The organism is Pseudomonas sp. MG-9 (assembly GCF_018729515.1).
In the GTDB taxonomy this organism is placed as follows: domain Bacteria; phylum Pseudomonadota; class Gammaproteobacteria; order Pseudomonadales; family Pseudomonadaceae; genus Aquipseudomonas; species Aquipseudomonas serboccidentalis.
Genome location: NZ_JAHHZH010000001.1, coordinates 588,041 through 611,686, shown reverse-complemented (window position 1 = coordinate 611,686; position 23,646 = coordinate 588,041). Strand labels below are relative to the sequence as shown.

The window sequence follows — 23,646 nt, the reverse complement described above, 5'->3', positions numbered from 1 at the left end:
CCTTCGCTAAACAATCTCCAAAGCCTTGTTGATCAAGGTATTGAGGCGTTTTTTATCTCGGGGCGAACGCGTCCTTGAGCGTGTAAATACACGTTCATTGATTCGCCGTTCACAGGTCTTTATTCAAAAATATTTGAAAACCTTACTTGATAATCGTTCGTGTTCGCAATATGGTTCACGCCACCAAGAGGAACTATCCTCGCTTCAAAGCACGCAATCAGCACTTCGGGAAATACATGTCAGTGATGTCATTTGAATGCCAGTCACGGGTCATGCACAGGGGATTGACCATCAACTAAGGGTCAATCGGAACATTCGTACAAACCATTATGAAACGGGGTTCTCATGCCACTGCTTTGTGAACCATTTATTACGATAAGTGCCACCTATCCAACTTCAGACATTGCCTGGCATCCGCCGCCGAGTTGTTTAAACCCTCGTTTCTAGCGAGCAAAAAAATACTGCATCCGTCGATAACGATCAGTTGTCGAGAACATCAATGGCGAAACTGTTTTCGACGCCAAGGGTTAACTATGCCTACGACAAATTCACGTGCCGACGAACAAGCAGCAAAAGTTCATCAACCCTGCATGTTAAAACCGCTGATCGACCCGATAATTTCTACATTTATCAATAATTTCCCGGACACACTTGTTGAACTTGTCAAACAACACGGATCACCCTTGAATCTGGTTTGGCCCCATGCCTTTGAATTAAATGCACAGGCCTTGCTGACCGTGTTGAATCAGCACCATCTGCCGGGCGAAATTTTCTACGGTGCCAAGGCCAACAAGTCACACAGCCTGTTGGGTGCGGCAGTCAGCTCGGCTATCGGCGTCGATGTATCGAGCATCCATGAACTGCAAGCGGCGTTACGATCCGGTACGCCCGGGGCAAAAATATGTGCCACAGGCCCGGCCAAGACCGCGGTGTTTCATCAGGCGTTGATCACTGCAGGTTCACTGATTTGCGTCGACTCGCTGGAAGAGTTCGATCACTTGCAACGCGTGATCGACGCGCAATCCCCCCCCGGAAAAGCCAGGGTTTTACTGCGTTACAGACCGAAAAACAGTCTTAAGAGCCGCTTCGGGATGGGCTCGGACGGCATGCTCGAAGCGCTTCAGAGGCTGACCAGACGCACGGATATTTTCCATTTCGAAGGGGTTCATTTTCACCTGGGCGGCTATGGATTCGAGTCCCGCGCACAAGCGTTACGTGAGGTCAGCGGATTCATCGAAGCCGCTCGGGAAATGGGCTTGAGTCCGCGGATGATCGATATCGGTGGCGGCTTGCCGATACGTTATGTCGAGCCGCAAAGTTATGCGCATTTTCTCGAACACGATAATAAGCCGAGCCATTATTACAACCACAAAGTTCCCGAGGCTTATTACCCGTACGGCGGCGAACTGACAGCATCACAATGGCTCGACTTATTGCTCGGCGCCGAACATTCGCCGGGGGTGTCCATCGCCAGCTATTTGAAGCAGCAAAACATAACCCTGGCCCTGGAACCCGGTCGAAGTCTTGTCGATCAAGCGGCGATTTCAGTATTCAGGGTCACCCGTATAAAGCAACTCGCGGACAGCAAAAGCGTTATTTTTGTTGAAGGCAGTAGTTTCAGCGCATGTGAAACCTGGTTCGCCTCCGAATACCTGATTGATCCAATATTGATCAGTTCGCAAGATTCGCCGCGTATTCCGACTCAAGCGTATATCGCAGGCCACAGCTGCCTGGACGACGATGTGATTACTCATCGCCTGATTAACTTTGCGACTGCACCACAGCCCGGTGACTTGCTGATTTACGTCAATACCGCCGGTTATCAAATGGACTTGCTGGAGAACGAGTTTCATCGCCATCCCCTGCCCCGGCGGCTGACGGCGACCTGTTGTACGGAAGGTAACTATAGGTTTTCACCTGACTACTAAAGGGAATCATTGAAATGATATTGAATAAAGTCTCGGATCTTATTGGCAATACGCCAATGTTGGGCATCGATATTCCCGACACCGATGCGCGCTTGTTACTCAAGATTGAAAAGAACAATCCCGGCGGCAGTATCAAAGACCGGATGGCGCGCAACATGGTGTTGGCCGCGCTGAAGTCCGGCCGGCTGAAACCGGGTGGCGTGGTTGTCGAATCGTCCTCAGGCAACACCGGTATCGGGCTGGCCATGGCTGCGGTGGAGTTCGGTTTGCATTTCATCGCGGTGGTTGATCATCACGCCGCCCAGGACAAGATCGCCGTAATGAAAGCGTTGGGTGCCGACATTCGTTTCGTCAAAGGTACCTATCGCGAAGATGAAGTCGCGGTGGTCGAGCGCCAGCAAATGGCAGCCGAACTGGCGGCCGAGATCCCCGGTGCGGTGTTCATGAACCAGTCCGACAACGCGGCCAATGCAGGTGGCTACAGTGATTTTGTGCGCGAAACCATTGGCCAGGCCGAAGGCGTTATCGGCGCCTACGTCGGTTGTGTCGGTACCGGCGGTTCGATGACCGGCATCGCTCGCGGTTTGAAAGTGCACAACCCGGACACCGTTACCGTCGCGGTGGAACCGGCCGGATCGATCGTCTTCGGCCATCCCGGCTATCCCTACTATCAATCGGGCACCGGTACGCCAGCCGGCGACACCGTGGGTCTGGTGCTCGACTACAGCTGCATCGATCTGGGTGTGCAAGTCACCGATTCTCAGGCGTTCGAAACCGCTCGCTACATCGCGCGCAACTTCGCCCTGCTGGTCGGCGGCTCAACCGGAGGGGCGATTTTCAAGGCACTGGAACTGATCCACAAAGGCGTGCTGACCGGCAACGTCGTCGTACCGATTGCCGATGGCGGTGAGAAGTACCTGCACACGGTGTTCGACGACAAATGGCTGCAGGAGCGCGATCTGATTGATCCGGGCATCGCCCCCCAACTGGACATCTGGCTGGGCAAGACACAATGGCTGGAATCTGCTTCCGCACCCCTGCAACTGAGCGTCGCATGACCCTCCCTACACACAGGAACGCCTCACGATGAATCTGTTGAAAGTCGCCATTTGTGGTGGCGGCAGGACCGGCCATCTCAACGCCATCCTGTTCAAGCAGCTGCCCGATGTTCAGGTTTCGATGCTCACCAGCAATCTGGAAATCATCGAACAACACGCCCGTCAGACGCCGATGCAGGCGCTGTTGCCCGACGGTTCGACACTGCAGGCCCGACTGGATCGGGTGACCACCGATGCAAGGATCGCCGTTGAAGATGCCGACATCGTCATCATCACCGTGCCAGCCCATGCCCGACCGCAAACCCTCAGGGATATTGCACCGCATCTGAATGCCAGCAAACCGGTGTACATCGGTGCGATTCCGGGCTTTTGCGGTTTCGACTGGCTGGCCGAAGCCACCCTGCCCGACCGCCCCAACCTGGTGATCTGGGGCATGAAGGATGTGCCGCACACCGCGTTCGAGCTGACGCCGGGGCGGTCGATCAAAATGGGCGGCGGCAAAAGCCAACTGTATGTGGCCACCCATGCCCGGGAGCCGCAAACCGCCCGACGTCAGTTGGAGAAAATACTCACCCGGCTGTACGGCCCCTGCGTGACGCTGCTGGAAAACTATCTGGAAATCACCCTGACGCCGGGCAACCCGATCATGCACAGCTCGGTGATCTATGGGTTGATCGGTCCCTACGGCCAATGGCACCGCAAGATTTTCCCGCAGCGCATGTGCTGGTGGACCGAGTGCCCGGAACTGGGCGCCTATTTCCTCGAACGCATGGATCAGGAAAGCCAGGACCTGTGCGCAGTCATCAGCCAGCGCATGGGCATTGACCTGTCCTCGGTCAAATCGCTGAAACAGGAAATCGTCGAAGCCTACGGCGAGCAGATCCGCGACCCGAGCAGCATGCTCTCGATTCTGCGCACCAATCAGGCTTACAACGACATCCTCGCACCGATGGTGCCCGCTGCCGACAACCGCGCCGGCTATGTGATCGAACGCGAGAGCCGTGCCTTCAACGAAGACGTCGCCTACGGCTTGGTGCTACTGGTGGAAATGGCCAGGCGCTTCGACCTCAAGGTGCCCTATATCGAAGAAGTCCTGCAGTGGAGCGTTGATTACATGCAAGGCCTGCGCGACTCGGCACTCGACTACTTCCCGAGCCACTGGCCACGCATGACAAACGCCGCCGCGTGATCTCTTTATTCACTTTTCGACGAGCAGACCACTGATATGGATGACTTCAAGACACTGATCGCCTATTCGCGCAAAAACGCCATGCGCCGCTTGATCCGCTGCCTTTTTGCAGAAAACATTCTCGACCGCTCGGCCCTGAGCTTCTCCGTGGAGGGCAACCAGGCCACTTACCCGCTCAAGGGCGGCCGCGCGCATCTGGCTTTTTCCGATATCGCCAAAGGCCCGGCCGAGACTGTGGTCAACGACGGCGACGTGGTGCTGGTCACCGACGAAGGCGTACGCCAGATCATCACCAGTCACCAGGACATGCTCGATGTGCTGCGTGACAGTTTCGACTTCGAGCCCACCGACGAAGGTGTGGCCGGGCTCAAGTCAGACATGGAAAACAGCCTGACCAACGACGCGCACGCCCGTCAGCATCGCCAGCACTGGAATGCCCGGCTGCAACAGGCCGCCCGGGAACAGGGCCTCGACAGCTTCACTGACTACCTGCGCCAGCACGCCAAAACCAAAGATGCGGCGATCCTGCTTGATCAGTGGGGTTCGCTGGAAGGTCATCCGTACTACCCGACATGGAAAGCCCGGCCTGGCCTTGGCGATGAGGAAGTCGAACAACTGTCGCCCGAGTTCAACGCGCAAGTGCCGTTGCGTATCGCCTCGTTGCGTGCCGACCACGCCAAAAGCGAGAGCATGCCGCACGTGACCAGTTATCACGACTGGTTCGCCAGCAACTTCCCGGCGCAATGGGAACAATGGAAAGCTTCGCTCAACCGCAAAGGCCTGGACGAGCGCCAGTGGCTACCGTTGCCGATTCACGGCTGGCACTTGCAAGCCTACGTGCTGAAGACCTTCGCGACGGAAATCGAAGAAGGCATTCTGATCACCGACGGCCCGGACATCACCACCCTGCCGACCATGTCCTACCGCACCATGATGCCGCTGCTGGACGACTGTGCACCGCTGATCAAACTGCCAATCGCCGTGTGGATGACCAGCGAGCTGCGCAGCCTGCAAGCCAAGTCGATTCACATGGGGCCGCGCATCAGCACGGTGATTACGCGGATTCTGGAAGCTGAAAACGGCTTCGACCGGCGATTGGAAATCTTCCCGGAAGAAATCGGCGTGCGCTACAAGAACGCGGTCACTCAAGACGATCATCCGGGCCGCCATCTGTCGGTGGTCTATCGCGCCAGCAAACCTGCGTTCGAGCGCAACGACGATTATCTGCCGATTACCGTGGCATCATTGTTCACCCGTTTGCCGGGCAGCGGTCGTCCGTTGTTCACTGACCTGATCGAACGTGACGGCGTGCGGGCCAGCGCGATCCAGGTGGAAAACTGGTTCCGCGAATATGCCAAAGTGGTCACCCACCCGGTGGTGGCGATCTACCTGATGTATGGCATCGGCCTTGAAGCCCATCAACAGAACACCATGGTGCTGTTCTCCCCCGACGGCATGGCACGCAGCCTGCTGATCCGCGACTTCGGTGATGGTCGTACGTACGCGCCGTTGCTGGAAGGCCGGGGTTACAGCCTGCAACCGCATGTACAGCCGGGTATTCTGCCAACGGTGTTCGCGGGGGATATCGAGCCGGTGCGCATGTTTGTGCTCGATGCCGCGTTCCTCACGCATCTGCACGAGATCGCGCTGTGGCTGACCAAGGAATACGACTTGAACAACACGCGGCTGTGGCAAGTATTGCGCGAGGAAACCGACCTGGCTTTCGAGGCTGTGCGCGATCGTGTCTCGCCGACGTTGTGGGAGGCCGAACACCAGGCGTTCGTCGAAGATCCATGGCCAACCCGCTCGTTGCTGCGCATGCACTTGATGCAATACAGCAACTATCGTTTGCAACACACCCTGACCAACCCGCTCGCTAGCATTTAACCGAGGCAGACTCATGTCCCATGCAGGTGTCATCCAGGGTTCAAGCGTACGAATCCTGATTTATCTTCTATTTGCGATCCAGCTGGTATCGATGGGCGCCATGGAAATGAGCGGGCCGTTCTGGCCTGTCCACCTGCGTGGGCTGACGACGTCCGAGTCGCTTTTCAGCTTCGCCAGCATTGCCGTGTACGTCGGGCCGATGCTGGGCATTATTCTGACCAGTGCATTCTGGGGCCGTATCGGTGACCGTTACGGCCACAAGTTGATGATGATCCGTGCCCTCGCCGGTTTGTCGTTGACCCAACTTGGGCTGGCCCTGTTCAGTGACATCTGGGTCATTCTGATCCTGCGTTTCCTGCAAGGCGCTTTCGCCGGCTACATCGCCCCGGCGCAGGCCTATGGCGTGAGCATCGAAGCCCCTTCGCGGCGGGCTCGACTGTTTGCCATCCTGCAGATTTCGACCAACGTCGGCTCGTTGCTCGGTGCCGTGGTCGGCGGCTTGATCCTTGATTACGCGACGTTCTTCTGGATCAACATCATCGCCTCGGCGCTGTGTGCGGTGTGCACGGTGATCGCCGCCGTGACCTTGCCGGATGTCCCGCCGGTGAAGAAAACCCCGGTCACCGACAAGGCCATCCCGGCCGACCGTTCAGGCAGCCTCTGGCAAGGCTCGCCGCTGCTGCCGCTGCTCGGTGTGATGGGCATTCTGTTGCTCGCGCGGATGCTGCCGCAGACCTCCTTCTCGCTGTATGTCAGCTCGGTGTTCGAGGTCAGCAACTCGGTGGTCGGCTTGTGCTACGGCCTGCTGGCGCTGGGTTTCATTCTGTCAGCCACGGCCTGGTCGCGTTATTTCGAACACCGCAGCCAACAGGAAACCCTGCATCGCCTGACTTACGTCGTGTTGGGGTGCATCGCCCTGACGGGCGTGGCGGGCATCACGCGCAATCCGGTGATGTTCGTCACTGTCTACTTCATCTGGGGCGTATTGCTGGGCGCGACGACGCCGGTGCTGATGGCGCTGATCTCGAAAACCGCTGACAGCTCACAGCAAGGTCACGTACTGGGAATTGCCCAGGGCACGGCGCAATTTGCTTCCATTGCAGGGATTTCAGCCGGTGGTCTGCTCAGTCAGGTCTACGGCTTGCAGTACACCTATCTCTTCGTTTGCCTGGCCTACGTGGTGGCGCTGATCCCGATTGTCGCGCTGCGTTACCGGCCTGCGGTCCTGCAACCGAGTCCGGCCCCGCCCGGGGACTGATCAAGGAGTAGCCTTTGAACATTGAACAACTGCGTGCCGATACACCTGCCGTCGCGCAACTGATCCACTTCAACAATGCGGGCGCGGCGCTGATGCCCACGCCGGTCATCGAGACCATGACCCGCCACATTCAGCTCGAAGCGAGCCTTGGCGGGTATGAAGCGGCCGCAGCGCGGTTAACCGAAGTGGACAATGTCTATGGCGCCATTGCGCGGTTGATCAACGCGCAACCCGATGAAATCGCGGTGATCGAAAACGCGACTCGTGCCTGGGACATGGCGTTCTATTCGCTGCCGTTGCAACCCGGTGATGTGGTGCTGACCTCAACCACCGAATACGCCGGCAATTACATTCCTTACCTGCAATTGAAGCAGCAGCGCGGCATCGAGATTCGCGTCATTGCCAATGACGAACACGGCCAGGTCTCGTTATCGGCCCTCAAGGAGATGCTCGACGATGATCGGGTTGCACTGATCTCTCTGCCCGTGATCGCCACTAACGGCGGGCCAGTGCAACCCATCGAACAGATTGGCGCCCTCGCCCGCGCTGCCGGCGTGCTGTTTCTGCTGGATGCTTGCCAGGGTGTCGGGCAAATGCCGATCGATGTGCAGAAAATCGGTTGTCACATGCTCGCAGCCACCAGCCGCAAATACTTGCGCGGGCCGCGCGGTGCGGGATTTCTGTATGTTGAACGAGCGCTGTGTCAAAACCTGGAGCCGGCGTTTCTCGATCTGCATGCGGCGTCTTTGCAAACCGCTGATACGTTCAATATCCGCCCCGACGCGCGGCGTTTCGAAAACTGGGAATGCAATGTGGCCGCCAAGCTGGGCCTCGGGGCCGCGGTGGAATATGCGCTGGCTCAAGGTATCGAACCGATCTGGCTGCGGACTCAGCATCTGGCGCAGTATCTGCGCCAGCGACTGGCGGACATTCCGGGCGTCACGCTGCGAGACTTGGGCGCGGTCAAATCCGGCATCGTGACCTTCACTCATCGCGATAGCAGCGCGCTGCAGGTACAGCAATGGTTGGCGGCTCAGGGGAAACGCATCAACGTCTCAACCTCGACCTTTCGTTCAACCCTGCTCGACATGCAACACCGAGACTTGCTGGCAGTCAGTCGCGCGTCCCTTCATGCGTATAACACCGAGGCAGAAATCGACGTGATGATTGCCGCCCTGCGCCAACGGCCATGAGTCTGAACAGGACACCAATCGGCGCTTGCGTCACAGCCAGTTTGTAAACTAGCATTGGGAATACTTCTCAATTGCATGAAAATCTGCAGCCATGAGCCAAACCCTTCCCGCGAATAACGACAATCACCTGCGCGCGATCGAAGCCCTGTACAGCGGCCATCACGGCTGGCTGTACGCGACGCTGAGAAAAAAACTGGGGAACGCCATGGATGCGGCGGATCTGGCGCAGGACACCTTCACCCGTATCCTCGCGTCGCAGGTCACCGTCATCGAGCAACCGCGCGCGTACCTCAGCTGCGTCGCCAAGGGCATTCTGGTCAACTGGTACCAGCGCAAAGCGCTGGAACGCGCTTATCTGGACGCCCTCGCCCATGTGCCCGCACCCGAGGTGCCTTCGCCGGAATTGCGCTTCATGGTGCTGGAGACCCTGCACGAAATCGACGCGATGCTCGATGCGCTGCCGCCGCTGGTCAAACGTGCCTTCCTGCTGTCGCAGATCAGCGGCCTGAAATACGACGACATCGCCGAACAACTGGGGGTCTCGCTGATCACCGTCAAACGCTACATGAAGCAAGCCTTCGTGCAATGTCTGCTGCTGGTGGAGTGAGTGCTCACCCGACGCAATACGCCGCCCCCCGCTCAGCAGGCCCTTGAAGAAGCGGCCGACTGGCTGATCCGCCTGAGTGAAGGTGAACTCAGTGACGCTGAACGAGCCGAATGGGAATACTGGAAATCCAGCACGCCCGAGCGCAGCCGTGCCTGGGCGCGGGCGCAGCTGTTGCAGAACAAACTCGGGGGGCTGCCCCCGTCGCTGGCGATGTCGGCGCTTGATCGCCCCAACAGCCCGGAACGCCGCGCCGCGCTGGGCAAACTGGCGATGATCCTGGCGATTCTGCCCGCCGGCTGGGGCAGTTGGAAACTGGCAGAGTCCCAACAATGGTCGGCGGACTATCGCACCGCTGTCGGTCAACGTCGCGAACTGACCCTGGCGGACGGTTCCAAAATCACCCTCAACACCGACAGTGCCATCGACGTTCTGTTCGACGCCAGTCAACGCCACATCCATCTGCGCGAAGGCGAAATACTGGTGCAGACCGCGCCGGACAACTCACCGTCGCGGCGGCCCTTTCTGGTCAGCACCCGCCAGGGCCGAATGCAAGCGCTGGGCACGCGCTTCACGGTTCGCGAACTGCAACCACGCACTCACCTTGCCGTGCTCGAAGGCGCCGTAAAGGTAGAACTGGCCGACAACCTCCAGGGAACACCGTTGATCATCAATGCCGGCCAACGTACGGATTTTTCATCCCGCACGTTCGGACAGGTCAGCACCGCCGACCGCAACGTCGGCGCCTGGACGCAAGGCATGCTGATGGCCGACAAGATGCGTCTGGCTGATTTCGTCGGCGAACTGACACGCTATCGCCGCGGGTTCGTGCGCCTGGATCCGGCGATTGCCGACCTGCGCATTTCCGGTGCCTACCCCATCAGCGACAGCCAGCGCACCTTGAACATGCTCGCGCAAACCTACCCGATCCTCGTCAGCGGCCATCTGAATGGTTTCTGGATCATGCTTTCCCCTGCCTGAACCGAAAAAAATCGCCTGACCGGTGATACTTTTTTTGATCTCGACTGGCTACTGGGGAGAAGAACTCTACCGCCCTGTTCATAGGTCCACTCATTCATGCCTGCTGCACGCCATCTGCGTCCGGATCGCCCGCTCAAACCCGTTATTCGCAGTGCGTTGCTCAGCCTTGTCCTGACCGGAGTCGTCAGCCCGCTTGTCCTGGCCGGTGCGCCGCTGCAACTGGACGCTGTTGCGATCCGTGCCTACGACATTCCTGCGGGGCCGCTGGGTGCGACCCTGTCGAGTGTTGCCGTGGACGCCGGCATAGCCCTGTCGTTCCAGCCATCGTTGACCGAAGGTCTGAGCAGCCCTGCGCTGGTCGGCAGGTTTTCGCCCCGACAAGCCGTCGATCGCCTGCTGCAAGGCAGTGGCCTGGACATGGTGCTGCGCAGCGACGGCAGCTACACGCTGATACAGCGTCGGCTGATGCTGGACGAAACGGCAGTCATCGGTACCGACAAACGCAGCGACGCCTTGCCGCCGGTTTACGCCGGTGGCCAGGTGGCCAATGGCGGGCGCCTGGGGATCCTGGGCAATACCGATGTGATGGACGCGCCTTTCAGCGTCAGCACCTACACCTCGACGCTGATCAAGGATCAACAGGCGGTGACCGTCGGCGATGTCCTTGAGCGCGACTCTTCGGTGCGCTCCACGGGGCAGACCGGGGGTATCGTCGATTCGTTTTTCATCCGTGGCTTTCCGGTCGGTGAAGGCAATCTGGGTGAACTGGCATTCGACGGCGTATACGGCGTAGCGCCCAACTACCGGGTGTTCACCGAGTACGCCGAACGCATCGAGTTGGTCAAAGGCCCCGGTGCCCTGCTCTATGGCATGTCGCCGAACAACGCGGTCGGCGGCGTGATCAACGTGGTGCCCAAGCGTTCCCTCGATGACGACCTGACCCGGTTCACCGCCAGCTACGGCATGAGTTCGCAACTCGGTGGCCACCTCGACGTCAGTCGCCGCTTTGGCGAGGAACGCCGTTTCGGCGTGCGCCTCAATGGCAGCACGCAACTGGGCGACACCGCCGTCGATGATCAATCGCGTAAAGTCCAGATCGGCGCCCTGTCCCTCGATTACCAGGGCGAGCGTTTGCGCACCAGCCTCGACTGGCTCAATCAGGAGGAACGCTTCGACGCCGCCTCGCGGCCCTTTCTGATCGCCCCGGGCGTGGACATTCCCCCAGCGGCCAATGGCCGGGTCAATGTGAGCCAGGCATGGGGCTGGTCGCGAACCCGTGACCAATCCGCGCTGCTCAGTGGCGAATACGACCTGAGCGACGCACTGACGGTGTTCGCCCATGCGGGCGGTGGCAAATCGGATGTCGCGCGGATGTCCGACCAGACACCGACCATCGTCAACGCCTTTGGCGATACGTCGTCGATTCCCGGCTATTACAAGTTTGAAGTCGAACGCTACACCGTCGACGCCGGCGCACGTCTGCGATTCGACACCGGGCCGATCAGCCATCGCACGTCCCTGCAAGTCAGCCGTTATCACGATGCGCTGTCACGCGGGATCAATTCCGGCGCGCCGATCCTGTCGAACATCTATCACCCGGTCGATCGGCCACAACCCTACATCCCCAAACCGGACACACCAAAAGTGTCCGAGACTGAACTGACCGGCGTTGCACTGGCTGACACGCTGTCGGTGCTCGATGACCGGGTGCAAGTGACCCTCGGTGTGCGTCAGCAAAACATCAAGTCCGACAATTACAACGCCGCCGGCGTGGTCACCACGTCCTACGACGATGGCCGGGCCACGCCGCTCTATGGCGCGGTGATCAAGCCCTGGGACCACGTTTCTTTCTACTACAACTACATCGAAGGCCTGAGCAAGGGCGACATTGCGCCGTCCACCGCCTCGAACGCCGGCGAGATCTTCGCCCCTTACATTTCCCGTCAGCACGAACTGGGGGTCAAGGCCGACTACGGCACCTTCACTTCCACACTCTCGCTGTTCCAGATCACCAAACCGAGCGGCGAACTGGCTGGCGGGGTGTTTTCGGTGCAGGGCGAACAACGCAATCGCGGCCTGGAGCTGAACGTGTTCGGTGAAGTCGCCCCCGGCACACGACTGCTCGGTGGCGTGACCCTGCTCGATGCGCAACTGAGCAAAACGTCGGTGGCGGGCAACCGCGGCAATAAACCGGTTGGCGTCCCTGAAGTACAAGCCAACCTGTGGGCCGAATGGGACACCTCGTGGTTCGAAGGCCTGACGCTGACCGGGGGAGCGATCCATACCGGCAGCCAGTACGTCAACCAGGCCAACACGCAGAAGCTCGATGACTGGACCCGCTTCGATGTAGGCGCACGCTACACCACGCGCATCGACGACCGACCGACCACGTTTCGCGCCACCGTGCAAAACGTGTTCGATCACGAGTACTGGTCGGGCGTCGCCTCCTACGGCGCGTTCTCCCAGGGCTCACCGCGCACTTTATTACTGTCGGCAACTGTCGATTTCTGAAACGTTCAGCCGGGCGGTGGCGTAAGCCGTTGGCCGATCTGACATTGCAAAGGCTTTGACCATGGTGATTGTTGATCGACGCAGCTACGCACTGGCGGCGCTGCTACTGGCAGGACTGCTGGGTCTGTCTACCCTGGTACCGCGCGCTGTACACGCCGCCGAGGTGGACGCGGCGCGTAGCGAGGTGACTGATTTGCTGGGGCGCAAGGTCAAGGTTCACCTGCCGGTCCGACGCGTGATTCTTGGCGAAGGACGGCAGTTGTATCTGGTCGCCGCTCTCGACACGCAAAATCCCATTGAGCGCATCGTCGGTTGGCGCAAGGACCTGATCCAGTCGGACCCGGATACCTACAACGCCTATCGGCGCAAATTCCCGCAGATCGCCAAAATCCCCACCTTCGGCGGCTTTGAAGACGGCACCTTCGACATCGAGCAGGCGATCTCGCAGCGCCCTGACGTGATCATCCTCAACATCGAGGCACAGCACGCCACCGAAGATGCACGCTACATCGAAAAGCTCGACGCGCTGGGCATTCCCGTGGTGTACGTCGACTTTCGCAACAACCCGATGCAGAACACCGAACCGACCATGCGCCTGTTCGGCCAACTGTTCGGCAAGGAACAACGCGCGCAAGCGTTCATCGACTTTCGCAACCAGCAGATTCACCGCGTGACCGACGTCATCGAAAAACAGCACCCGCCGCGTCCCGACGTATTCATCGAGCGCATCGGCGGTTACACCGACGATTGCTGCCTGAGTTTCGGCAACGAGAACTTCGGTCTGTTCGTCGAGATGGCCGGCGGCAACAACATCGCCCGGCGCATCATCCCGACCACGTTCGGCCAGTTGAATCCCGAGCAAGTGATCGTCGCCAACCCGGCCCACGTGGTGGTCACCAGTGCCAATTGGGAAGCGTTTGCCCCAGGCGGGCACTGGGTTGGCGTGGGGCCTGGCGCGGACATGAATCAGGCGCGAAAAAAACTCGCCTGGTACACCCGGCGCCCGGCCTACGCCGGCATCAAGGCTCAGGACACTCAGGCTTTTCACGCCATCTGGCATCAGTTCTACAACAGTCCGTATCAGTTCGTGGCCATCCAGCAACTGGCGAAATGGTTCCACCCCGACCTGTTCGCCGATCTCGATCCGGACGCCTCGTTGCGCGAACTGCATGAGCGTTTTCTGCCGGTGCCCTATGAGTCCGGCTACTTCGTCAGCTTGCGTTCGCCTGAGGTCAAACCATGAGTTCGTTGACTGACGCGGTGGTTGTACAGCGCGAGGCCTATCGTCGCCTGGTGCTGCGCAAACGCCTGATCCTGGCGGCGCTGGTGCTCCTGTTGTTGTGCAGTGTGTTGCTCGACCTGGCGCTGGGGCCGGCGCGTTACAGCCTGAGCGAAGTCCTCGGTGCGCTGATTGCACCGGACAGCGCCTCGCCGCAGGTACGCGTGGTGATGTGGGATATTCGCCTGCCGGTGGCGCTGATGGCCGTCGCCGTTGGTGCAGCGTTGTCGCTGGCAGGTGCACAGATGCAGACCATCCTCAACAACCCGCTGGCCAGTCCATTCACACTGGGCATTTCCGCGGCCGCCGGTTTCGGCGCGGCCTTGGGGTTGGCCTTCGGTGTTGCGCTGTTTCCGCTGGCGGCGCAATTCATGGTGCCGCTCAATGCGTTCATCATGGCCATGCTTTCGGCGCTGCTGATTCATTTTCTGAGCATGCGTCGCGGCGTCACGGCTGAAACCATCGTGCTGCTTGGCATCGCACTGGTGTTCACCTTCAACGCACTGTTGGCCCTGGTGCAGTTCTTCGCCACCGAGCAAGCCGTGGCGGCGGTGGTGTTCTGGACCATGGGCAGCCTGACCAAGGCTACCTGGCCGAAACTCGGGGTAATCTGCGTGGTGATCCTGATCACTCTGCCGATTTTTGCCAAACGCGCCTGGGCCTTGACCGCCCTGCGCCTTGGCGATGACAAAGCCGCCAGTTTCGGCATCAACGTGCGCAGCCTGCGCTTTCAGACGCTGATCATGGTCAGCCTGCTCGCCTCGTTTCCTGTGGCGTTCGTCGGCACCATCGGCTTCATCGGTCTGGTCGGTCCTCACATTGCCCGCATGCTGATTGGCGAAGACCAGCGATTCTTCCTGCCGGCCTCGCTGCTGACGGGCGCGCTGATTCTGTCGGCCAGCTCTGTGGTCAGCAAAACCCTGATCCCCGGCGCGATCTTTCCCATCGGCGTGGTCACTTCGCTGATTGGCGTGCCGTTTTTCATATCTTTGATTCTTGGCGGGAAGAAAAACTCATGGTGAAGCTGCAACTGGACAATCTCGGCGCCCGTTACGGCCAGCGCGAGATCATTAACGATGTATCTTCAACCATGTTTTTCGGTGGTCAGGTGGTTGCCGTGGTCGGCCCCAACGCCGCCGGCAAATCCACACTGTTCAAGCGCATGGCCGGGCTGATCGACGGCCCCGGGCAGGTGATTCTGCAGGACTCGAAGAAAGGTCAGGCAGGCATCAGCTATATGCCGCAGGGGCTCAATGCCAGTGCGCGGTTGACGGTCTATGAATCCGTGTTGCTGGCACGCAAGCAGTTGACGCCGGGGTGGGTCGTGCGCGATGACGAGTTGCACCTGGTAGACGACATTCTCGCGGCGCTGGGCATCAGCGATCTGTCCTTTCGCAACCTGGGTGAACTCAGTGGCGGGCAACAGCAGTTGGTGTCCATCGCACAGACGCTGGTGCGCGAGCCGGAAATCCTGCTGATGGACGAGCCCACCAGCGCCCTCGACATGCACCGCCAGGTGCAGGTCCTGGACTTCATGCGCACGCTGGCCCGCCAACGCGAGGTCATCGTGTTCATCGCCATCCATGACCTGAACCAGGCGCTGCGATTTGCCGATCAGGTGCTGGTCATCGCTGGCGGAACCACACAGGGCAGCGGCCCCAGCAGCGAAGTCATTACTGAGCGGATGCTGCGTGACGTGTACAAGGTTCAGGCGCGTATCGAGCAGTGCAGTCGCGGGATGCCTCATATACTGATCGACGATGTTGTTTGAAGATCAAGCCTCCACGGGTGAGGCCTATCTGTCCTCACCACACCGCGATATGCGAATCCGCCCTCGGCTCAGTCCCGCCACACAGCACGCCAGTCACCGGGTCACGCAGAATGATCTGCCCTCTGCCGTAATCCGTCAGGTCACTGGCGATCTGCACCTCATGCCCGCGACGTGCCAGCGCATTGGCCAGATCCCTTGAGGCGCCCTGCTCGATGCCGACCTTCATGCCGCCCAGCCATTGCCAGCGCGGCGCGTCCAGTGCTGACTGCGGGTTCAGGCCGAAATCCACCAGGTTCATCACCATCTGCACATGGCCCTGCGGCTGCATGTAGCCGCCCATCACGCCGAACGGCCCAAGTGCCTGACCGTCCTTGGTGAGGAAGCCGGGAATGATCGTGTGGAAAGTCTTCTTGCCCGGGGCCAGTGCGTTGGCGTGCTCAGGATCAAGGCTGAATTCCTGCCCGCGATTTTGCAGGGCAATGCCGCTGTCAGGCAGCACCACGCCCGAGCCAAATCCGTGGTAATTGCTCTGAATGAACGAGACCATATTGCCTTGCCCGTCGGCCGTGGCCAGATACACCGTGCCACTGGCGTGAGGATCGCCCGGTTTCGGCGGCTGAGCCTGTTCGCCGATCTGTTCACGGCGACGAGCGCTGTAGCCATCGCTCAACAGATCGGCCACGGTCACCCGCATGTGCAGCGGATCGGTGATGTAGTGCAGGCCGTCGCTGTAGGCGAGCTTCATCGCCTCCAGCTGACGGTGCCAGGTTTGCTGGCTGTCACGGTGATCAAAGTCGAAGCCTTCAAGAATCTTCAGCGCCATCAACGCAACCAGTCCCTGCCCGCTCGGCGGGATTTCCCAGACATCCACGCCCCGGTAATTGACGTGGATCGGCTCTACCCATTGCGCGCGGTAATGTGCCAGATCCGTGGCACGCAGATAGCCGCCAGTGGCTCGGGAATGTTCATCCAGGCGTTGCGCCAGCGCGCCGCGATACAGACTCTCGCAGCGGCTCGCCGCCAACTCTTCAAGGGTGCGCGCCTGCGCCGGGTTACGGAACAGCTCGCCAGCCTTGGGTGCGCGACCGTCAATCAGGAACGTGTCGAACCAGGCCTGCAGCACTTCATCGCGATGGGGACCGAATTCATCCAGCGCGATCTGCCACTGATGGGCAACCACCGGCGACAGCGGAAAACCGTCTCTGGCCAGACTGATCGCCGGCTGCAGCAAATCGGCGAACGGCAGCACGCCAAAACGTTGCGACAGCTCGGCCCAGGCCGATGGGCAACCCGGCACCGTCACCGGCGTCCAGCCATACAGCGGCATCTGCTCATGACCGGCCGCCTTGACCGCTTCGATGCTCAGACTGGCCGGGGCATGGCCGTTGGCGTTGAGGCCATGCAACTGATCCTTGAACCAGACCAGAGCAAACGCATCGCCGCCCAGGCCACAGCCCGTAGGTTCGACCACGGTCAGCGCCGCTGCTGTGGCGATGGCGGCGTCAATCGCATTGCCACCCTTTTGCAGCATCTCGATGCCGGCCTGAGCAGCCAGCGGCTGGGACGCCGCGACCATGCCGCGACGGGCAAACACGCTTTGGCGTTGCGATGGATAGGGATACTCGTGAGCAGAGAATTTCAACATGGCAAAGGCTCTTCAAAACGGGATTCATTGACCGGACTTGATCCGGTTCCATTCGCGGGTGATCAGGCGCTGGATGTTTTCCGGCGGTCTTTCTCGAAGTTCTTCAACGTGTCGGGGCCATGGCGTCGCGAACACACTCGATAAACGCATCGTCGATTTCCTTGTGAAGTTCACAGCACGCGGCTGAGAAAGGCTTGAGTACGGGGATGAACGGGACGGCTGAAAATCTGTTCCGGCGGGCCTTGTTCGATCAGTTCGCCCTGATCAAGCACCACCACCCGATCGGCCACTTCACGGGCAAAACCCATTTCATGGGTGACCACGACCATGGTCATGCCCTCCTCGGCCAGCTCCTTCATGACCTGCAGCACCTCGCCGACGGTTTCCGGGTCGAGGGCGCTGGTGGGTTCGTCGAACAGCATCGCCTGGGGTTTCATCGCCAGCGCCCGGGCGATCGCCACCCGTTGCTGCTGGCCGCCGGAGAGCATCGAGGGGTAATGGCTGGCCTTGTCCGCCAGTCCAACCCGTTTTAGCAGTGCTTGGGCCTGCTCCAGCGCAGCCTGGCGCGATACGCCCAACACCTGAATCGGCGCTTCGATGATGTTTTCCAGGGCGGTCATGTGCGGGAACAGGTTGAAGCGCTGGAACACCATGCCGATGTCGCGGCGCTGACGAGCGATGTTGCGCTCGGAATCGCGCACCAGGCTGCCGTTCGCCCGGGTGCGATAGCCCATGGGCCGGCCGCTGACCCGAATCTCCCCGGACTGAATGTCTTCGAGCAGGTTGATGCAGCGGATAAACGTGGTCTTGCCCGAGCCCGAAGCACCGATCAGCACCACCACTTCACCGCGCCGCACTTGCAGGGAAATGCCCTTGAGAATCTGCAGATCGCCGAAGGACTTGTGAATGTTCAGCGCCTCGATGATCAGCTCGTCACTTTGATGCGCCATGATTAACGTCCCCTCAGCAGTTTCAGGGTGCTGCGACCGAACATCCGGCTGGACGCCGGCGGCGGCGCGGAAGGTCTGTCCGACTGGCCGAAACGATGCTCCAGCCAGCGCTGAAAGAAGCCCCACAGCGTGGTGAGCAGCAGGAAATAGATCGCCACCACCAGGTACAACTCGAACACCCGAAAGGTCGCCGAGGTGACCATCTGCGTGCTGAGCAACAGCTCCTGCACACCGATCACACTGACCAGCGTGGTGTTTTTCAGCATCACGTTGAACTCGTTGCCCAGCGGCGGCACGATCACCCGGAAGGCCTGTGGCAGCACGATGCGCCGCATCAGTTTGGCGAAGGTCATGCCCAGTGAACGTCCGGCCTCGTACTGGCCCTTGTCCACGGCGCCGATCCCGGCACGAATGATCTCGGCCATGTACGCGCCTTCGTTGAGGCCCAGGGCGATAATCGCGGCCTGGATGTTGCCGGGGATCACCAGCCCGAACAGTTCAATGTCTTCAAAGCGAAAAATCCCGCCGGCCGCCAGTGCCGTGTAGAGGAAAACGATTTGCACCAGCAACGGCGTGCCCCGCATCAGCCACACGTAAAAGCGCACCGGCAGATGCAGCAAAGGGTTCTTCGACAAGCGCAACAGCGCGGCGGCCAGGCCCAGAACACAGCCCAATAACATCGCCAACACGCTGATCAGGCAAGTCAACCAGAGCCCGGTGAGGTACACCCCGCTGGGCTGCAACAGATACTGCCAGAACACATCCCAATTGAAGTTCATCAACGCTTACCTCAATCGAGTGTGTCGCTGGCGACGTGCCACTTACTCAGGAGCTGGTTGTAACTGCCGTCGCTGCGCATGTCGGTGATGATCTGCTGCACGGCGGCGCTCAGTTGCGGATCGTCCTTGCGAATGCCCAGGCCGGTGAGAATCCGGCTGAAGGCCGGCACGCCTTCTTCGAACAGGTCCGGGGCCATCGCGGCGTAATAACCGGCGGTTTCGACCGTGGTGCCGTAAGCGTCGACCTGATTGATACGCAAGGCCTGGAAGGCATCGGTGTCAGTGTTGTAGACCACCAGTTTCATTGGTGGCTTGCCAGCCTTGGTCAGGCTTTCGTTCTCGGTGTCGAGCAAGGTCTTGATGGTCGAGCCGTTGAGTACCGCGATCTTGTGTCCGCTGAGGTCCGTCAGGGTCTTGAGCGCCTTCGGATTGCCCTTCGGCACGACGACCGCCTGACTGGAATACATGTAGTTGACGATATCGATCACCTCGCGGCGCTCGGGCTTGTCGAACAACTGGTCGACGATCATGTCGCATTGTTTGGCGAGCAACGCCGGGAGCAGTCCGGAGAACGGAATCACCCGCCAATCGACTTTTTTGTCGCCCAAACGCTTGGCGATTTCCAGCCCGAGGTCGACGGTCAGGCCCTTGGGTTTTTGCGCTTCATCGAAGGACACCAGCGGCGGTGAATCCATGCCCGAGCAATAAGTGAGTTTGTCGACCTTGACCAGGCGCTCCGGCACCGTGGGTGCGGCAACCGCCCACTGCGTACAGAGTCCCAGGGAAATTGCAGCCAGTAACAGGCGAGACGTATGCATGACCAGACACTCCAGTTCGGTTAGTAACGGGGCAGTACTCAACGTCAAAACATCGGCGGACTCGTGTTCCGCTCTGTGGTTATTTTTCCGATTGCAAAAAACTGATCAGCTCGGGCACCGTGCCTTCGATGTGTTCGCGCACCACGGCCTCGGCCTTGCTGGCGTCGCCGGCACGAATCGCATCAAGGATCATCTGGTGTTCCTGGCGGGCGCTCAGGGGCTTTTCAATGTGCTGCAACCACAGGCGCATCGGCGCTTCGATCAGCGAATAAAGCGCGCTGATCTGCTTCACCAATCGTGGCCGACCGCTGAGGCTGCACAGGTATTCATGGAACTTGCGGTGACGGCTGACCCACGCCGCACTCTCGTCGCGGTAGTCATCCATTTCATCGAGCAGTCGCTCCAGCGCCGTCAACTGACGCTCGCTGATTTTCGGCACCGCGATGCGCATCGCCAGGCCTTCCAGCGCGCTGCGCATCTCGAACACTTCGTGCATTTGCTCGACATCCAGACCGCTGACCACCGCGCCACGGTTGGGTCTGAGAGTCACCAGCCCCTGCGCATCGAGACGGCGAAAGGCTTCGCGCACGGGCATGCGGCTCATGCCGATTTCGCTGGCAATGTCCTCGGCGATCAGCCGGTCGCCCTTGCGATAACGGCCACCGCAGATGCCCTCCAGCAGAAAGTTGTAGGCCTCTTCCTCGGCAGTCATCGGTTGACGTTGGTCGTAGGCGGGAGCGAATTGCATGACGGCACCTTTTGTCTTTTTGTATCCAATTATCCACGGATACAAAAAAGCATGATGCGTGCCAGATTCCGCCGCGTCGTGCCAAGCGCTTGATTTGAATCACTTAAGGAAAGAGCTCCCGGTATACAGCGATCAGCCTCTGCAGCCCGAAACTTGAGATGTGCTACCCGATGGCTCATTGCGAGCCCCGCAAAGGTGCAGAACGGTAGCTCAGTAACACTTGGGTCAACGACACCCCATTGACCCCCCCACGCGCTGGATCAATTACTCAGGGCGCAATAGCGTTGCGCCAAAGGCAAAATCCCCAAGCATTCACTACGCTTGGGAAATCCGCCTCTGCGCAATCACAAAAAACACATTGAACATTGCGCACCGGCCGCTGTTCCAGATGATTCAGATAAAGAATCAAGGACGAGCCTATGGATGTCTTCGCTCCCGCCGCGCCTGTTCCACCTCAGCAAAGTGCAATCACTCGTCGGCTGGCGTTTGCGGTCGGCACGCTTTTTATTGTCGGGGTGATTGCCGCCGTCGGCACTCTGCTTGGCATCGCTGCCCGGCTGGATCGCGAGGATATCGACGAAACCCTGTTCTACACCGCTCGCGCCCTGGAAAACCGTATTGCTGCGTCCAAAAGCTACATCACCAGCTACGCCGACTGGACGACGGCCTACGAACACCTGAGCACCCAAGTCGATACCGACTGGGCCTACACCCAGCAGAATGTCGGCAAGACCCTGTTTACCAGTGACGGCTATGACGGCGTGTTCGTGCTTGATCGCCAGCGTACGAAATATGCAGTGGTGCAGGGCCAACTGGAGGACGTCGACATTTCGCGCCTGCTCAAGGTGCCTGCGGCGTCGCTGGTGGACCAGGTGCAAAGTCAGCCTGATCTGACCGTGCCGATCAGCACCTATTCGCTGTTCGACGGCTGGCCGGCACTGGTCACGGCAGCAGTGATCCTGCCCAACGATGAGCGCCCGTTGGGCGACCCGAAGCAGACCTCGGTCCTGGTGTTCGTTGACAAGCTGACGCCGACCAAACTGCGGGCCATCGGCGTCGCCTATGGCTTGCAGAACCTGAATCTGACCCCGGACGAGCTGCTCGCCAAGGAACGGCCGCGAGTGCCGCTGGACACTACCGGTTACAGCCTGACGGCAGATCTGGAACGCCCCGGCCAGCACCTGTTGTGGTCATTGTTGCCGACCCTCGGCGCGGTACTAGCGGTCCTGATGCTGTTGACCGCCTATTTCTTGCGCCACGCGTTGCGATCTTCCCGATACGTCGACCAGAGTTTCAGCACGCTGCAGGCCTCGAACCAGGCGCTGGAGGCGGCCAACCATGCCCTGGAAGCCAGCGAAGAACGCTTTCGCGCGGTGGCCGAAGCGGCGTCGGACTGGATCTGGGAAGTCGACAACCAACTGCGCCTGACCTACCTCTCGGCGCGTTTCAGTGAAGTGACCGGTTACCCGCAAACCCAGTGGCTCGGGCAAGGCATCGGGCAACTGGTGGCGTGCGCTACCACGCCGCTGGAGCTGTGGCTGAAAAAACTCAGCGAAGACAGCAATGCCAGCGACCTGCGCTGCACCTACCGCGATCACGCCGGGCAGCAACGTCATTGCCGGTTGTCGGCGCGGCCGATCATCGACAAGCACGCCGTGGGTGGCTATCGCGGTACCGCCAGTGACATCACCGACGAAGTCGCGGCCCATGCGCAGATCCAGCACCTGTCGATGCACGACGCCCTCACCGGCCTGCCCAATCGCAACCAGTTGGCGCGCTATCTGGATGATGCGCTGCTGCTCAAGGAACACGCGCCACCCTTGTCGCTGCTGGTGATCGACCTGGACAATTTCAAGCCGATCAACGACTCCCTCGGGCATCCGGCCGGCGATGCGGTGTTGCAGGAAGTCGCCAGTCGCCTGCGCGAATGCACCCGTGAGCACGACATCGTCGCGCGCCTGGGTGGCGATGAATTCGTCGTGGTGCTCAATGGCATGGACAGCCGCCACGAGGTCGACCGGTTCTGCACGCGGCTGGTCGAGAGCCTGCACCAACCGCTGGCCTTCGAGCACCATCCGCTGCACGTGGGCGCGAGCATCGGCATCGCCCTGAGCCGGCGTCAGGGCTTCGTGCCCAGCGAGTTGATCCGCTGCGCCGACATCGCGCTGTATCAGGCCAAGTCCGAGGGCAAAAACACCTGGTGCTATTTCGAAGCGCACATGAGCGACCAGATCCAGACACGCCGGCAGATGGAAAGCGACTTGCGCGGCGCGCTGAAGAACGACGAATTCGTCCTGCATTACCAGCCGCGCTACAAGGTCGACGGCAAGCACATCGTCTCAGTCGAGGCGTTGGTGCGCTGGCAGCATCCGACCAAGGGCCTGCTCGGGCCGGACCTGTTCATCGGCCTGGCAGAACAGACCGACCTGATTGTGCCGCTGGGGCGCTGGGTGCTGCGCGAAGCCTGTGAAACCGCACTGACCTGGCCGTCGGACATCCTGCTGTCGGTCAACCTGTCCCCGGCGCAGTTCGCCCTCAGCGATGTCGTCGAAGACGTGCGCGAAGCGCTGGTGCAGACGCGTTTCCCGGCCAGTCGCCTGGAGCTGGAAATCACCGAAAACGTGATGCTCGTCGACACCGACGGCGCACTGGCCACGATGAATGCGCTCAAGGAACTGGGCGTGCGCCTGAACATGGACGACTTCGGCACCGGCTACTCGTCCCTCGGCTACCTGCGCGCGTACCCGTTCGACGGGATCAAGATCGACAAGCGTTTCATCGCCTCGATCAGTCACGGCGCCAACGATCGCGCCGTGGTGCAGGCGATCATCGGCCTGGGCAAAGCCATGGGCCTGACCGTCACCGCAGAAGGTGTGGAAACCGAGGAGCAACTGGACATTCTCGGCAAGGATCAATGCAACGAGGTTCAGGGGTACTTCATGAGTCGGCCGATCGACAAGAGCGCTTTCGCGCAGTTGCTGCAAGACTCGCGGGGCGGCCCTTTGGAACACACGATCAATGCCTCGACGCATGCTCAGCGGCTGTAG

At 60.1% G+C, this 23,646-nt stretch carries 19 protein-coding genes; 13 read left to right on the top strand and 6 right to left on the bottom strand.

Annotated elements, in window-relative coordinates:
* Positions 1-533 precede the first annotated feature (533 nt).
* The 12 genes from KKQ10_RS02820 (at position 534) to KKQ10_RS02765 (ending at position 15,659) form a co-directional block, all read left to right on the top strand.
* Positions 534-1,928: a Y4yA family PLP-dependent enzyme gene (locus KKQ10_RS02820; protein WP_252191448.1), complete on the top strand. Its 1,395-nt coding sequence runs from the start codon at positions 534-536 to the stop codon at positions 1,926-1,928.
* Positions 1,929-1,942: 14 nt separating this feature from the next.
* Positions 1,943-2,986, top strand: a complete 1,044-nt coding sequence (locus KKQ10_RS02815; protein ID WP_215500107.1) for a PLP-dependent cysteine synthase family protein — start codon at positions 1,943-1,945, stop codon at positions 2,984-2,986.
* Positions 2,987-3,014: 28 nt separating this feature from the next.
* Entirely contained in the window at positions 3,015-4,175 is a 1,161-nt protein-coding gene (locus tag KKQ10_RS02810) for an NAD/NADP-dependent octopine/nopaline dehydrogenase family protein (protein WP_215500106.1), read from the top strand.
* Between the two features lie 36 nt (positions 4,176-4,211).
* Entirely contained in the window at positions 4,212-6,062 is a 1,851-nt protein-coding gene (locus tag KKQ10_RS02805; RefSeq protein WP_215500105.1) for an IucA/IucC family protein, read from the top strand.
* A 13-nt stretch (positions 6,063-6,075) separates the two neighbouring features.
* Positions 6,076-7,320: an MFS transporter gene (locus KKQ10_RS02800; RefSeq protein WP_215500104.1), complete on the top strand. Its 1,245-nt coding sequence runs from the start codon at positions 6,076-6,078 to the stop codon at positions 7,318-7,320.
* 14 nt (positions 7,321-7,334) lie between these two features.
* Complete coding sequence (locus KKQ10_RS02795; RefSeq protein WP_215500103.1) at positions 7,335-8,513, top strand: aminotransferase class V-fold PLP-dependent enzyme; 1,179 nt, start codon at positions 7,335-7,337, stop codon at positions 8,511-8,513.
* 91 nt (positions 8,514-8,604) lie between these two features.
* Complete coding sequence (locus KKQ10_RS02790; RefSeq protein ID WP_215500102.1) at positions 8,605-9,120, top strand: sigma-70 family RNA polymerase sigma factor; 516 nt, start codon at positions 8,605-8,607, stop codon at positions 9,118-9,120.
* A complete protein-coding gene (locus KKQ10_RS02785; protein WP_215500101.1) occupies positions 9,121-10,098 on the top strand; it encodes a FecR domain-containing protein in 978 nt (325 codons plus the stop codon).
* A gap of 96 nt (positions 10,099-10,194) precedes the next feature.
* A complete protein-coding gene (locus KKQ10_RS02780; protein WP_215500100.1) occupies positions 10,195-12,609 on the top strand; it encodes a TonB-dependent receptor in 2,415 nt (804 codons plus the stop codon).
* Positions 12,610-12,670: 61 nt separating this feature from the next.
* Positions 12,671-13,852 carry an ABC transporter substrate-binding protein gene (locus tag KKQ10_RS02775; protein ID WP_215500099.1) on the top strand — a complete coding sequence of 394 codons (1,182 nt, stop codon included), beginning with the start codon at positions 12,671-12,673 and terminating at the stop codon, positions 13,850-13,852.
* Positions 13,849-14,910 carry a FecCD family ABC transporter permease gene (locus KKQ10_RS02770; protein ID WP_127647427.1) on the top strand — a complete coding sequence of 354 codons (1,062 nt, stop codon included), beginning with the start codon at positions 13,849-13,851 and terminating at the stop codon, positions 14,908-14,910. The genes KKQ10_RS02775 and KKQ10_RS02770 overlap by 4 nt, the downstream gene beginning before the upstream one ends.
* On the top strand, positions 14,904-15,659 hold the full coding sequence (locus KKQ10_RS02765) for an ABC transporter ATP-binding protein (protein ID WP_215500098.1): 756 nt from the start codon (positions 14,904-14,906) through the stop codon (positions 15,657-15,659). Before KKQ10_RS02770 ends, KKQ10_RS02765 begins: the two co-directional genes overlap by 7 nt.
* Positions 15,660-15,693: 34 nt before the next feature.
* Here KKQ10_RS02765 and KKQ10_RS02760 read toward each other — a convergent pair whose 3' ends face one another.
* The 6 genes from KKQ10_RS02760 to KKQ10_RS02740 form a co-directional block, all read right to left on the bottom strand.
* Positions 15,694-17,304, bottom strand: coding sequence for a gamma-glutamyltransferase family protein (locus tag KKQ10_RS02760; protein WP_215500097.1), 1,611 nt, complete (start codon positions 17,302-17,304; stop codon positions 15,694-15,696).
* Between the two features lie 24 nt (positions 17,305-17,328).
* The gene (locus KKQ10_RS28550) at positions 17,329-17,454 is read right to left on the bottom strand and encodes a hypothetical protein (protein ID WP_286674770.1); all 126 of its coding nucleotides are present in this window, start codon (positions 17,452-17,454) and stop codon (positions 17,329-17,331) included.
* A 20-nt stretch (positions 17,455-17,474) separates the two neighbouring features.
* Positions 17,475-18,254 (bottom strand): amino acid ABC transporter ATP-binding protein, encoded by a 780-nt coding sequence (locus KKQ10_RS02755; protein ID WP_215500096.1) that lies wholly within the window; start codon positions 18,252-18,254, stop codon positions 17,475-17,477.
* Positions 18,255-18,256: 2 nt separating this feature from the next.
* The gene (locus KKQ10_RS02750) at positions 18,257-19,033 is read right to left on the bottom strand and encodes an amino acid ABC transporter permease (protein ID WP_064587562.1); all 777 of its coding nucleotides are present in this window, start codon (positions 19,031-19,033) and stop codon (positions 18,257-18,259) included.
* A gap of 11 nt (positions 19,034-19,044) precedes the next feature.
* Positions 19,045-19,851 carry an ABC transporter substrate-binding protein gene (locus tag KKQ10_RS02745; protein ID WP_215500095.1) on the bottom strand — a complete coding sequence of 269 codons (807 nt, stop codon included), beginning with the start codon at positions 19,849-19,851 and terminating at the stop codon, positions 19,045-19,047.
* Positions 19,852-19,930: 79 nt separating this feature from the next.
* Entirely contained in the window at positions 19,931-20,599 is a 669-nt protein-coding gene (locus tag KKQ10_RS02740; protein WP_127647437.1) for a GntR family transcriptional regulator, read from the bottom strand.
* A gap of 419 nt (positions 20,600-21,018) precedes the next feature.
* Between KKQ10_RS02740 and KKQ10_RS02735 the strand changes: the two genes are divergently transcribed.
* Positions 21,019-23,646 (top strand): bifunctional diguanylate cyclase/phosphodiesterase, encoded by a 2,628-nt coding sequence (locus KKQ10_RS02735; protein ID WP_215500094.1) that lies wholly within the window; start codon positions 21,019-21,021, stop codon positions 23,644-23,646.

Bases quoted from the DNA above. Each gene is read 5' to 3' on its own strand.
- KKQ10_RS02820 (WP_252191448.1), top strand. From the start codon at position 534: ATGCCTACGACAAATTCACGTGCCGACGAACAAGCAGCAAAAGTTCAT.
- KKQ10_RS02815 (WP_215500107.1), top strand. From the start codon at position 1,943: ATGATATTGAATAAAGTCTCGGATCTTATTGGCAATACGCCAATGTTG.
- KKQ10_RS02810 (WP_215500106.1), top strand. From the start codon at position 3,015: ATGAATCTGTTGAAAGTCGCCATTTGTGGTGGCGGCAGGACCGGCCAT.
- KKQ10_RS02805 (WP_215500105.1), top strand. From the start codon at position 4,212: ATGGATGACTTCAAGACACTGATCGCCTATTCGCGCAAAAACGCCATG.
- KKQ10_RS02800 (WP_215500104.1), top strand. From the start codon at position 6,076: ATGTCCCATGCAGGTGTCATCCAGGGTTCAAGCGTACGAATCCTGATT.
- KKQ10_RS02790 (WP_215500102.1), top strand. From the start codon at position 8,605: ATGAGCCAAACCCTTCCCGCGAATAACGACAATCACCTGCGCGCGATC.
- KKQ10_RS02780 (WP_215500100.1), top strand. From the start codon at position 10,195: ATGCCTGCTGCACGCCATCTGCGTCCGGATCGCCCGCTCAAACCCGTT.
- KKQ10_RS02775 (WP_215500099.1), top strand. From the start codon at position 12,671: ATGGTGATTGTTGATCGACGCAGCTACGCACTGGCGGCGCTGCTACTG.
- KKQ10_RS02770 (WP_127647427.1), top strand. From the start codon at position 13,849: ATGAGTTCGTTGACTGACGCGGTGGTTGTACAGCGCGAGGCCTATCGT.
- KKQ10_RS02765 (WP_215500098.1), top strand. From the start codon at position 14,904: ATGGTGAAGCTGCAACTGGACAATCTCGGCGCCCGTTACGGCCAGCGC.
- KKQ10_RS02760 (WP_215500097.1), bottom strand. From the start codon at position 17,304: ATGTTGAAATTCTCTGCTCACGAGTATCCCTATCCATCGCAACGCCAA.
- KKQ10_RS28550 (WP_286674770.1), bottom strand. From the start codon at position 17,454: ATGCGTTTATCGAGTGTGTTCGCGACGCCATGGCCCCGACACGTTGAA.
- KKQ10_RS02755 (WP_215500096.1), bottom strand. From the start codon at position 18,254: ATGGCGCATCAAAGTGACGAGCTGATCATCGAGGCGCTGAACATTCAC.
- KKQ10_RS02750 (WP_064587562.1), bottom strand. From the start codon at position 19,033: ATGAACTTCAATTGGGATGTGTTCTGGCAGTATCTGTTGCAGCCCAGC.
- KKQ10_RS02745 (WP_215500095.1), bottom strand. From the start codon at position 19,851: ATGCATACGTCTCGCCTGTTACTGGCTGCAATTTCCCTGGGACTCTGT.
- KKQ10_RS02740 (WP_127647437.1), bottom strand. From the start codon at position 20,599: ATGCAATTCGCTCCCGCCTACGACCAACGTCAACCGATGACTGCCGAG.
- KKQ10_RS02735 (WP_215500094.1), top strand. From the start codon at position 21,019: ATGGATGTCTTCGCTCCCGCCGCGCCTGTTCCACCTCAGCAAAGTGCA.